At 51.8% G+C, this 12,478-nt stretch carries 10 protein-coding genes; 3 read left to right on the forward strand and 7 right to left on the reverse strand.

The window, feature by feature from the left end:
• Nucleotides 1-11: 11 nt before the first annotated feature.
• The 7 genes from GJ746_RS04280 to leuL form a co-directional block, all read right to left on the reverse strand.
• Nucleotides 12-875, reverse strand: a complete 864-nt coding sequence (locus GJ746_RS04280) for a shikimate dehydrogenase (RefSeq protein ID WP_154679081.1) — start codon at nucleotides 873-875, stop codon at nucleotides 12-14.
• A 10-nt stretch (nucleotides 876-885) separates the two neighbouring features.
• A complete protein-coding gene (locus GJ746_RS04285; protein ID WP_154679082.1) occupies nucleotides 886-2,919 on the reverse strand; it encodes an FAD-dependent oxidoreductase in 2,034 nt (677 codons plus the stop codon).
• Between the two features lie 406 nt (nucleotides 2,920-3,325).
• Entirely contained in the window at nucleotides 3,326-3,931 is a 606-nt protein-coding gene (gene leuD, locus GJ746_RS04290) for a 3-isopropylmalate dehydratase small subunit (protein ID WP_154679083.1), read from the reverse strand.
• Nucleotides 3,932-3,941: 10 nt separating this feature from the next.
• Nucleotides 3,942-5,342, reverse strand: coding sequence for a 3-isopropylmalate dehydratase large subunit (gene leuC / locus GJ746_RS04295; protein WP_154679084.1), 1,401 nt, complete (start codon nucleotides 5,340-5,342; stop codon nucleotides 3,942-3,944).
• Nucleotides 5,343-5,344: 2 nt separating this feature from the next.
• A complete protein-coding gene (gene leuB / locus GJ746_RS04300; RefSeq protein ID WP_154679085.1) occupies nucleotides 5,345-6,436 on the reverse strand; it encodes a 3-isopropylmalate dehydrogenase in 1,092 nt (363 codons plus the stop codon).
• On the reverse strand, nucleotides 6,436-8,007 hold the full coding sequence (gene leuA / locus GJ746_RS04305; protein ID WP_154679086.1) for a 2-isopropylmalate synthase: 1,572 nt from the start codon (nucleotides 8,005-8,007) through the stop codon (nucleotides 6,436-6,438). The genes leuB and leuA overlap by 1 nt, the downstream gene beginning before the upstream one ends.
• A gap of 95 nt (nucleotides 8,008-8,102) precedes the next feature.
• Entirely contained in the window at nucleotides 8,103-8,189 is an 87-nt protein-coding gene (gene leuL, locus GJ746_RS25600; protein ID WP_009654551.1) for a leu operon leader peptide, read from the reverse strand.
• Nucleotides 8,190-8,794: 605 nt separating this feature from the next.
• On the opposite strand from leuL, the gene leuO reads away from it, so the two are divergent.
• From leuO to ilvN, 3 genes are all read left to right on the forward strand, one after another.
• Nucleotides 8,795-9,763 (forward strand): transcriptional regulator LeuO, encoded by a 969-nt coding sequence (gene leuO, locus GJ746_RS04315; RefSeq protein WP_154679087.1) that lies wholly within the window; start codon nucleotides 8,795-8,797, stop codon nucleotides 9,761-9,763.
• Between the two features lie 390 nt (nucleotides 9,764-10,153).
• Nucleotides 10,154-11,878 (forward strand): acetolactate synthase 3 large subunit, encoded by a 1,725-nt coding sequence (ilvI, locus tag GJ746_RS04320; RefSeq protein WP_154679088.1) that lies wholly within the window; start codon nucleotides 10,154-10,156, stop codon nucleotides 11,876-11,878.
• A 2-nt stretch (nucleotides 11,879-11,880) separates the two neighbouring features.
• The gene (gene ilvN, locus GJ746_RS04325) at nucleotides 11,881-12,372 is read left to right on the forward strand and encodes an acetolactate synthase small subunit (RefSeq protein ID WP_154679089.1); all 492 of its coding nucleotides are present in this window, start codon (nucleotides 11,881-11,883) and stop codon (nucleotides 12,370-12,372) included.
• Nucleotides 12,373-12,478: the final 106 nt, after the last annotated feature.

Below are 12,478 nucleotides of genomic sequence, written 5' to 3' on the forward strand. Positions count from 1 at the left end.
CGCGCCCATCCTTAGAACAGGATACTTTTGACGTGTTCAACCGGCATTTCTTTGCCTGTCCAGATTTCAAAAGCGCGCGCTCCCTGCCAGAGCATCATTCCCAGACCGTTGATGGTGCGGCAGCCTTTTTTCTCGGCCACTTCCAGCAGATAGGTTTTACGCGGGTTATAGACCACGTCGGACACGATAAGATCCGCACGCAGGAAGCTGTCGTCAGGCAGCAGCATCTGGCCTTCAAACGGTTTCATGCCAACGCCGGTAGCGTTAGTGAGAATGACGCTGCTGTCGATCTCGGCACGCAGCTTATCGTGATCGGCAATGTCGAACAGGTGGATTTCGCAGTTGGTATTGTTGCGGATCTTGGCGACGGTCTGCTCGGCGTTAGGGAAGAACTTATCTTTCTGGTTGAAGATAGAGATCTCTTTGACGCCATCCAGAGCGGCCTGTACGCAGATTGCGGTAGCCGCGCCGCCGGCGCCCAGAACGGTCATTTTTTTACCGATGATGTCGATGCCCGCTTCTTTGAGCGCGCGCATATATCCAGTGCCGTCAGTAATGTGGCCGGTCAGTACGCCATTGTCGTTTACCACGGTATTCACCGCGCCAACCAGCTCTGCAGCCGGAGAGAGTTTGTCAAGGTACTGGCAAATCTCCGTTTTGTTCGGCATGGAGACGTTGCAGCCGCGCAGCTTTAACGCACGAAAGCCCTGTACGACATCTTTCAGCTCTTCATTACCGACTTCGAACGCCAGATAAACATAGTCCAGGCCAAGGTGGGCAAAAGCTTCGTTGTGCATGGTCGGCGACATGCTGTGACGAATCGGCGTCGCAATCAGGCCGATCAGCTCGGTGTGTCCGGTAATACGTTCTGCCATGATAAAGTCCTCAATATGTTAGAAATGGAATTTTTGTCGATTCGCGGTTGCCGAGAGCGCCCATATCTTCGAGGGTGTCCAGCACGTTGCGCCCTTCGCGCACGCCATCAATGATTCGCCGGGCCATCAGGCTGTCGCCGATGTTCATTATTTTTACGTTATTGGCTCTGGCCCATTGTTCAATCTCATTGAGACCGGCGGTGTTGGCGCGCATTCCCAGGCAGACGAAGCCGTAATCGAAAGGAATGTCGAAGGTGCCGTCGGCGTTTTTAACGGTGAAATGCGTTGGGGTGACGGCAACCAGCTGTGTGCGCATGTGCTGCTCCACGTGATGTTCATCAAGCATGGTCAACATGGCGTTTTTGGTAATGATGTCGAGGTCGCGTCCCGGCGCGTCCTGCATCTCGATAAGTACGGCGCTGGCACCGCGCGCGGAGAAGTATTCAATGACGTCCAGACCCACGGCGCCCGCGCCGACGACGGCGATGCGTTTACCCGTTGCGTCGGCAAACCGATCCAGATGATGAATCATATTGGTAATTGAGAAGACGTTGCCGCCTTCGACATCAATATTCTCGCGTAGCCCTTCAATGGGCGGCAACAGGGGAACTGAGCCGGTGGCGTTGACGATTAAATCCGGGCGCAGAGCGGAAACGGCGTCGACGGTGGCACGCTTACCCACCTGCAGCATCAGATTATCGAGCGAGGCGATACGATTTTTCATAAACAGAGGGAAATCGGCGATACGCTTTTTCTCCGGCAGCAGCGAGATCTCGCTGGCCAGTCCGCCGAGGCTGTGTTTCTCTTCCAGTAGCCAGGTATGGCAGCCGACTTCAGCCGCGGTGCAGGCCGCTTCCATTCCCGCCGTACCCGCGCCGATAACCACGACGTTGGTATCACGGATAACGCGCTGCTGTTTGTAAGCATCGCCGTGGATGATATCCGGGTTGATCGAGCAGCGCAGAGGGCGGGAGCGGGCAATACGGTGATCCGCACAGCCAATATTGCAGGAGATGCATTTACGCATCATACGTTCGTTACCGCTCTGGACTTTATGTACCCACTCAGGCTCGGCGATGAGACCACGACCAATAGCGATCAGGTCGGCATCGCCGCTGGCGATGATGTCTTCAGCGACTTTTGGCGAACGAATGTTGCCGGCGATAACCGTTGGCTTGTGGAATTTATCGCGCACTGCGCGGGAGAGGTAGCGCTTCCAGCCATCTTCCAGAGACATCTGGTCAATCTGGAAATTCAGGTTGTCGTTCTGTGCGGCGGAGACGTTGATAATATCCACTTTCTCCTGGCACAGTTCGAGGATCCGCAGCGAGTCTTCCAGGGTGTTACCGCCCTCCAGAAAATCATCGGCACTGATACGCAGGCTGACCGGGAAACGCGGGCCTACGCAGGCGCGAACCTTATCGACAATTAAGGTTAATATTCTGGCGCGATTCTCAACGCAGCCGCCAAATTCATCGGTACGTTTATTAAACAGCGGTGATAAAAACTGGCTAATTAAATAAGAGTGGCCAGCATGAATTTCCACGCAGTCGAATCCTGCGCGGCGCACGCGTTCCGCAGCATCACCAAATTTATCGACGGCATGATAAATTTCGTCGTGCGTCATCGGGCGCGGAATATTACCGTTCTTTTTCGATGGCGTGCTTGAAGAAGAAAGCGGCATTTCACCATTCAGGCGATATGCATAAGCTGAAGCCCCGGCGTGGTTTAATTGAATACCGACGCAGGCACCGTGTTTATGTAAGGTTTCGGTTAATTTGAACAGGCGTGGAATATATTGATCGTTATCGATCCGCAGCTGCGTTGTGCCGTTAGAAGCGAAAGGAAAATCGATACAAATATTCTCGATGGTGATGAGACCTGTGCCGCCCCGCGCGCGTAGCTCATAGTAGTCAATCTGTTCCTGCGTGACCTCACCGTTCAGACTCGCCAGGTTAGTCCCCATTGGCGGCATGATGATGCGGTTTTTTAGGGTCATTCCGTTAATGGTCAACGGGGAAAAAAGATGGGGGTAGTGGCTCATATGCTCTCTCCACTGGATGCCCGATGGCCGCGATACGGCGATCCTAGCCTGTCCAAAGTTAATATTTCTCTGTGGGGAAAGATAACGAGGCGTCAAATAGAAAAATAATGCTTTTTTTTGCGTGGAGCTATAGCGGGATTCTATGGGATTAACAATCGTTTTACATGTTCATGTTTTTATCTTAAATATTTCAATCGATTTTTTACTTGTACTTGTGGAATGACACAAAATAAGCGTGGGAATGATTGAATAGATGCCCAATCGGGAAAGATTTATTTTTTTAACTGCCAAAAATTCTATCTATTGAATCGACCAATATTAATAATTTGTGCGCTGGATCTCATTTTGTCGCGAGGAAAAAAAGCCCGGAACGCGGTCCGGGCTGAGATATAAACTACTTGCCGACTTAATGCATAAATGCCGGCTGTTTTTTCTCGTAGGCCGAGATTGCATCTTCGTGCTGCAGAGTCAGGCCGATGCTGTCCAGGCCGTTAAGCATGCAGTGACGGCGGAAAGCGTCAATTTTAAATCGATAGGATTTATCGCCAGCTTTAACGACTTCGGCTTCCAGATCGACTTCAAACTTAATGCCAGGCTGAGACTGGACCAGCTTAAACAGCTCATCAACCTGCTCTTCGCTCAGCGTGACCGGCAGCAGCTGATTGTTAAAGCTGTTGCCATAGAAGATATCGGCGAAGCTGGGTGCGATAACAACTTTAAAACCGTAATCGGTCAGCGCCCACGGCGCGTGCTCGCGAGAGGAGCCGCAGCCGAAGTTTTCCCGCGCCAGCAGGATAGAGGCGCCTTTATATTCCGGGAAGTTCAGCACGAATTCCGGGTTAGGCTGTTCGCCTTTGTCGTCCAGAAAGCGCCAGTCATTAAACAGATGCGCGCCGAAACCGGTACGCGTGACTTTCTGCAGAAACTGCTTTGGAATGATTGCATCGGTATCGACGTTCGCGGCGTCCAGCGGAACCACCAGGCCGGTATGTTGGGTAAATTTCTCTGCCATGATGGTTTCCTTATTTCAAGCTACGGATATCGGCGAAATGACCGGTAACGGCCGCCGCTGCTGCCATTGCCGGGCTGACCAGATGAGTGCGCCCGCCGCGGCCCTGACGGCCTTCAAAGTTACGGTTGCTGGTGGAAGCGCAGCGCTCGCCCGGATTCAGGCGGTCATTGTTCATCGCCAGGCACATAGAGCAGCCGGGTAAACGCCACTCAAAGCCGGCTTCAATAAAGATTTTATCCAGGCCTTCCGCTTCGGCCTGCGCTTTCACCGGACCTGAGCCGGGCACCACCAGCGCCTGAACGCCGGGCGCCACTTTGCGGCCTTTAGCGATCTCTGCCGCCGCGCGTAAGTCTTCGATACGTGAGTTGGTACAGGAACCGATAAAGACTTTATCAATCGCCACTTCGGTTAACGGCACGCCGGATTTGAGGCCCATATAGGCCAGCGCTTTTTCCGCGCTTGCGCGTTCTACCGGGTCAGCGAATGATGCCGGGTCCGGGATGATATCGGTAACGGAAATCACCTGACCTGGATTAGTACCCCAGGTGACCTGCGGGGCAATATCTTCTGCCTGCAGGGTGACAACGCTGTCAAAAGTCGCACCCTCGTCGGTGGTCAGCGTCTTCCACCAGGCAACTGCATCGTCAAAATCCTGGCCTTTCGGCGCGTGCAGGCGGCCCTTAACGTAATCAAATGTGGTTTGGTCTGGGGCCACCAGGCCCGCTTTTGCGCCCATTTCGATAGCCATATTGCACAGAGTCATACGTCCTTCCATGCTTAAATCACGGATGGCTTCGCCGCAGAATTCTACTACGTGACCGGTACCGCCAGCGCTGCCGGTTTTGCCGATGATAGCCAGAACAATGTCTTTGGCGGTGATGCCCGGGGCAGCTTTACCTTTGACTTCGATCTTCATGGTTTTGGCCCGACCCTGCTTCAGCGTCTGCGTTGCCAGAACGTGCTCAACCTCGGAAGTACCGATACCAAAAGCCAGCGCGCCGAATGCGCCATGGGTTGCCGTATGGGAATCGCCGCAGACGATGGTCATGCCCGGTAAGGTCACTCCCTGTTCCGGCCCCATGACGTGGACGATGCCCTGATAAGGGTGGTTCAGGTCATACAGTTCGACGCCGAACTCTTTGCAGTTTTTAATCAATTCCTGCATCTGGATACGCGCCATTTCGCCGGACGCGTTAATGTCTTTCGTCTGCGTTGAAACGTTGTGATCCATCGTGGCGAAGGTTTTACCCGGCTGGCGTACCGGGCGTTTATGAGCGCGCAGGCCGTCAAACGCCTGCGGCGAGGTCACCTCATGAACCAGATGACGATCGATATACAGCAGCGGGGTTTCGTTTTGCGCTTCATATACCACGTGAGCATCAAACAATTTTTCGTATAACGTCTTCGCCATGATTACACCCCTTCAGCGACATAGCGGGCAATGATGTCGCCCATTTCATCGGTACTCACCGCCGCCGCACCGCGCGCTAAATCGCCGGTACGAACGCCTTCTTCTAAAGCGCGGTTGATCGCATTCTCAATCGCTGTTGCCGCGTTATCGGCATCCAGGCTGTAGCGCAGCAGCAGCGCCAGGGAGAGGATCTGCGCGATCGGGTTAGCGATGTTTTTACCGGCGATATCCGGTGCGGAGCCGCCTGCAGGTTCATATAAACCAAAGCCCTGCTCGTTGAGACTGGCGGACGGCAGCATGCCCATTGAACCAGTAATCATGGCGCATTCGTCAGACAGAATGTCGCCGAAAAGGTTGGAACACAGCAGAACGTCGAACTGGGACGGATCTTTAATCAGCTGCATGGTCGCGTTGTCGATGTACATGTGCGACAGCTCAACGTCAGGATACTGTTTGCTGATTTCGCCCACGATTTCACGCCACAAAATTGAAGACTGCAGCACGTTGGCTTTATCAATCGAGGTCACTTTGTGGCGACGCTTACGGGCGGACTCGAAAGCGATATGAGCGATACGCTCGATTTCGAAGCGGTGATACACCTCGGTATCAAAGGCTTTCTCGTGCTGACCGCTGCCTTCACGCCCCTTCGGCTGGCCGAAATAAATGCCGCCGGTCAGCTCACGTACGCATAAAATGTCGAAACCGTTGGCGGCGATATCTGCACGCAGCGGACAAAACTCTTCCAGCCCCTGGTACAGCTTAGCCGGACGCAGGTTGCTGAATAATTTGAAGTGTTTACGCAGAGGAAGCAGCGCTCCGCGTTCTGGCTGTTCCGCAGGAGGCAGATGCTCCCATTTCGGTCCACCGACGGAGCCGAAGAGGATTGCGTCGGCCTGCTCACAGCCTTCAACGGTGCTCTGAGGCAGCGGAGTGCCCTGACGGTCAATGGCGATGCCGCCTACGTCATGCTGGCTGGTGGTAATACGCATATCAAAACGGTTGCGAACGGCTTCCAGTACTTTCAGCGCCTGGTTCATGACTTCCGGGCCAATACCATCACCTGGTAAAACAGCAATATGGTAATTCTTCGACATTACACGGTTTCCTTATTGTTCTCTTTATTCTGAGCTTTGCGTTGCAATTCTTTTTCGACTTCAGCGGCGCGCCAGATATTGTTCAGGACGTGAACCATAGCTTTTGCGGAAGATTCCACGATATCTGTCGCCAGACCAACGCCGTGGAAGCGGCGACCGTTATAGTTAACCACGATGTCAACCTGACCCAGCGCATCTTTACCCTGGCCTTTCGCGTTCAGGTCATATTTAACCAGCTCGATGTCATAGCCAGTGATACGGTTAATGGCCTGATAAACTGCGTCAACCGGGCCGTTGCCGTTGGCGGCTTCTGCTTTTGTTTCTTCACCGCAGGCCAGTTTTACCGAGGCGGTAGCGATATCGCTGGAACCAGACTGCACGCTGAAGTAATCCAGACGGAAATGCTCCGGCTCTTCCTGCTGTTTGTTAATAAAGGCTAAAGCTTCCAGGTCATAGTCGAATACCTGGCCTTTTTTATCCGCCAGCTTCAGGAACGCTTCATACAGATGATCCATGTTGTAGTCGGTGTCTTTATAGCCCATCTCTTCCATACGGTGTTTCACCGCTGCGCGGCCGGAGCGGGAAGTCAGGTTCAGCTGTACCTGGTTCAGCCCGATAGATTCTGGCGTCATGATTTCGTAGTTTTCGCGATTCTTCAGCACGCCGTCCTGGTGAATACCGGAAGAGTGGGCGAAGGCGCCGGTACCGACGATCGCTTTGTTGGCAGGAATCGGCATATTACAGATCTGGCTGACGGTCTGGCTGGTGCGCCAGATTTCCTGGTGATTAATGCGGGTGTGCACATTCATAATGTCTTTGCGCACTTTAATCGCCATAATGACTTCTTCCAGCGAGCAGTTGCCCGCGCGCTCGCCGATGCCGTTCATTGCGCCTTCAACCTGGCGAGCGCCGGCGTGGACCGCGGCAAGGGCGTTACCCACCGCGATACCCAAATCGTCATGGGTATGGACGGAGATAATGGCTTTGTCGATATTAGGTACGTGTTCGTAGAGGCCGGTGATAATGTTGGCGAACTCGAACGGCATGGTGTAGCCGACGGTATCCGGAATATTGATGGTTCTGGCGCCAGCATTAATCGCAGCTTCAACGACGCGAGCCAGATCGGCAATCGGCGTACGGCCAGCGTCTTCACAGGAAAACTCGACATCGTCAGTATAATTACGTGCGCGTTTCACCATATAGATGGCACGTTCAATAACTTCATCCAGGTTACTGCGCAGTTTGGTGGCGATATGCATCGGCGAGGTGGCGATAAAGGTGTGGATACGGAACGCTTCAGCGACCTTCAGTGACTCTGCCGCCACGTCGATATCTTTTTCTACGCAGCGAGCCAGTGCGCAAACGCGGCTGTTTTTGATAGTGCGCGCAATGGTTTGAACTGACTCAAAGTCGCCCGGCGATGAGACTGGAAAGCCCACTTCCATTACGTCAACGCCCATTCTTTCCAGGGCCATGGCAATCTGCAGTTTCTCTTTCACACTCAGGCTGGCTTGTAACGCTTGTTCACCGTCGCGTAAGGTTGTATCGAAAATAATGACTTGCTGGCTCATGGTTTAGATCCTTCGTCTGTGTCCTGGCGCCTTGCTAGCGAGCATAAAAAAACCCGCGCATTGGCGCGGGTTTTATAGTCTTGCTGGAAGATGACTTAACGATGAACGTCGCCCAACAGCCTACCGCGCAAAATGGATGCGTTTAGTAGTAGTAGGCTGAGAAAGCGAATGCTGCGAATCATTACGTCATGCTCCAGATGAATTCGTTATGCACTTAGAGTTACTGGATATGGGTTTTGATGTCAACCCCTGGGGGGGGAAAACGTCTTTTTATCTAAGGGGGGAATTAGCTAATTGTGCTGACGATCGCGCTTTTTTACCGATGATCCTTTTTAGGACATCGCTGCATGTTGAGGTATTTTCACCATTTGATCATTTTTCTTTTCAGTTCCGTATTTATTGATGCCGCCCCCGGTCAACATGATATCTAAATGAAAAATATAGTATTATTTTTCTAGTGAATATATTCACAATTATAAAAGTAAATTATCAATGATAATGAATTGTGAATTTTAAGTGAGGCTTAATCTAATGATGTAATGATGCTTAAATGATAGTTAACTGCTGCTGTTATTGTTTATTTTTAATATTTATGGGTACACTTAATTCTATCAAGTAAACGATATGGTTTAAGTGAATACGAGTGGTTTAAGACCAGCAGATTTTCGTCATCACTCATAACCTTGATATATTCCTAAAATTCATCTTTGCTCTTCTGTAAATGTCATATGCATGATAAATGATATTCCCAGAATTAATTACTGCACTTTGGCAAAGGGAATTTAGCGTGACAGTGGAGTTAAATATGTTAAATGAAGGTATTGAATATAAGTCGACCACTGAGGTCGAAAATACTAAACCTCAGCTACGGATGGTCGATCTCAATCTGTTAACCGTATTTGATGCGGTAATGCAGGAGCAAAATATCACCCGCGCGGCCCACTCCCTGGGAATGTCGCAGCCAGCGGTCAGCAATGCCGTATCGCGCCTGAAGGTGATGTTCAATGATGAGTTGTTTGTTCGTTATGGCCGCGGTATCCAGCCAACTGCGCGCGCTTATCAGCTATTTGGTTCTGTACGCCAGGCATTGCAATTAGTACAGAACGAACTGCCGGGCTCGGGATTTGAGCCGCTCAGCAGCGAGCGAATCTTTAATTTATGCGTTTGCAGCCCGCTGGATAACGCTTTAACTTCGGTCATTTTTAATAAAGTGAGTGAGATTGCGCCGAACATTCATTTAGTCTTTAAATCGGCGCTGAATAAAAATACTGAACATCAATTACGTTATCAGGAAATTGAGTTCGTGATCGGTTATGAAGAGTTCCGTCGTCCGGAGTTTGCCTGCGTACCGTTATTCAAAGATGAAATGGTTCTGGTCACTAGCCGAAAACACCCGCGTATTTCCGGGCCGCTGATGGAAAATGATATTTATCAGGAAGAGCACGCCGTTGTCGCACTCGACCGTTATGCATCATTTAGCCAGCCATGGTATGACAGCGCGGATAAACAATCGCGGATTGCCTATCAAGGGAACGCGATGATTAGCGTATTAAATGTCGTTTCCCAGACCAACATGGTTGCTATCGCACCGCGTTGGTTAGCCAGTGAGTTTGCCGATAAACTGGATCTGCAAATATTACCTTTGCCTCTGAAGGTAAATAGTCGTACCTGTTATCTTTCCTGGCATGAAGCTGCGGGCCGCGATAAAGGCCATCAGTGGATGGAGGAATTACTGGCGAGTATTTGCCAACGTTAAACTGCCGCAATACAAACAGGAGCTTCGGCTCCTGCTTGTGTGACAAAAATCACCAAATGCAGAATTTTATTCTGTTTGGGTTTATCGGTTACCCGTGCAGGCAGATAAAAAATGGATGATTTACTGCGGTTTCTAGTTTTCACCGAATATTGCCAATCTTATTTTCTTATCTCTGAAGTTATTCACCGCATTTCATCATCGAATCTCTTTTTTATTCTTTTAATGCCGTTCAGGCGCTGACGGTCGCTAATTGCCTGCCCGTTAGCGAGCAGTTATGGTAACAACATGCAGTCTATTCACCTCAATGCGAAGCTATTGCGCTTTGTCTTGTGCGAGCGCGCGGAAATCGGATTCCGCTGTCGTTAAAAACAATAAGCCGGGAGGCAAACCATGGAGATGTTGTCAGGAGCCGAAATGGTCGTCCAGTCGCTGGTCGATCAGGGCGTCAAGCAAGTGTTCGGTTATCCAGGGGGCGCAGTCCTCGATATCTATGATGCGTTACATACTCTTGGCGGGATCGATCACGTTCTGGTCCGTCATGAGCAGGCTGCCGTGCACATGGCGGACGGTCTTGCTCGCGCAACCGGCGAAGTCGGGGTGGTGCTGGTAACTTCGGGGCCGGGAGCCACCAACGCGATTACCGGTATTGCGACGGCTTATATGGATTCTATTCCGCTGGTGATTCTTTCCGGCCAGGTCGCAACGTCCTTAATCGGTTATGATGCGTTTCAGGAATGCGACATGGTTGGGATCTCCCGACCGGTGGTGAAACACAGCTTTCTGGTCAAGCAAACTGAAGATATTCCCGGCGTGCTGAAAAAAGCGTTTTGGCTGGCGTCCAGCGGACGTCCCGGTCCGGTAGTAGTGGATTTACCAAAAGATATTTTGAATCCGGCGAAAAAGCTGCCATACGTTTGGCCGGATACGGTGAGCATGCGCTCATATAACCCAACTACGACGGGCCATAAAGGGCAGATTAAACGTGCTCTACAAACGTTACTGACCGCTAAAAAGCCGGTGGTTTATGTCGGCGGCGGGGCGATTAACGCAAAATGTGAAGGACAGCTGTACGCGCTGGTAGAGAAACTGAAGCTGCCGGTGGTTTCTTCACTGATGGGGCTGGGGGCTTTTCCGGCTTCGCACCAGCAGGCATTAGGGATGCTGGGCATGCATGGGACTTATGAAGCTAACATGACCATGCATAATTCCGACGTAATTTTCGCCGTCGGCGTGCGTTTTGACGATCGTACCACGAACAATCTGGCCAAGTACTGCCCTGACGCGACTGTGCTGCATATCGATATCGATCCTACTTCTATATCTAAAACCGTTGCTGCTGACGTGCCTATCGTTGGCGATGCCCGTCTGGTGCTGGAACAGATGCTGGAGCTGCTCGAACACGAGGAGGCTCAGCAGCCGCTCGATGACATCCGCGACTGGTGGCAGCAGATTGAGCAGTGGCGCGCGCGGCATTGCCTGCAATACGATACGCAAAGCGGCAAGATTAAACCGCAGGCGGTGATTGAGACTATCTGGCGGTTAACTAACGGCGATGCGTACGTGACGTCCGATGTTGGTCAGCATCAGATGTTTGCCGCGCTTTATTATCCTTTTAATAAACCTCGGCGCTGGATTAACTCCGGTGGTCTGGGAACCATGGGATTCGGCCTTCCCGCAGCGCTTGGCGTGAAGATGGCGCTGCCGGAAGAAACGGTCATTTGCGTGACCGGCGATGGCAGCATCCAGATGAATATTCAGGAGCTCTCCACCGCGCTGCAATATGAGCTGCCGGTGCTGGTGCTTAACCTGAATAACCGCTATCTGGGGATGGTTAAGCAGTGGCAGGATATGCTCTATTCCGGTCGTCATTCGCAATCCTATATGGAGTCATTACCCGATTTTGCCCGCGTAGCGGAAGCCTACGGCCATGTCGGAATTCGTATCAGCGACCCGCAGGAGCTGGAAGCGAAGCTGGCCGAGGCGCTGGAACAGGTGCGTAATAATCGGCTGGTATTTGTCGACGTAACGGTCGACGGCAGTGAGCATGTATACCCCATGCAGATTCGCGGCGGCGGTATGGACGAGATGTGGCTGAGCAAAACGGAGAGGACCTGATTATGCGCCGGATATTATCTGTATTACTGGAGAACGAGTCGGGTGCATTATCCCGCGTGATCGGCCTCTTTTCGCAGCGTGGTTATAATATTGAAAGCCTGACGGTAGCGCCGACGGACGATCCGACGCTATCCAGAATGACGATTCAAACCGTTGGTGATGAAAAAGCGATTGAGCAGATAGAGAAGCAGCTGCACAAGCTGGTAGACGTCCTGCGCGTTAACGAGCTTGGGCAAGGCGCGCACGTGGAGCGTGAAATTATGCTGGTGAAAGTTCAGGCCAGCGGCTATGGACGCGAAGAGGTAAAGCGCAATACGGAGATTTTCCGCGGACAGATTATCGATGTCACGCCGTCTATCTATACCGTCCAGCTGGCGGGTACCAGCGACAAGCTGGATGCGTTTTTAGCTTCGCTGCGCGATGTTGCACGAATTGTTGAAGTCGCTCGTTCAGGCGTTGTCGGATTGTCGCGTGGCGACAAAATCATGCGCTGAGCTGCTGAAATTGACGTAAAAATAGCCCGACACCACCTGCCGGGCTATTTTTTTGCGAAATCGGTGGGAAGTGTAGACTAAAGCGGTTGCTGCGCTTACTTTTCTG

The organism is Klebsiella oxytoca, assembly GCF_009707385.1.
GTDB lineage: Bacteria > Pseudomonadota > Gammaproteobacteria > Enterobacterales > Enterobacteriaceae > Klebsiella > Klebsiella oxytoca_C.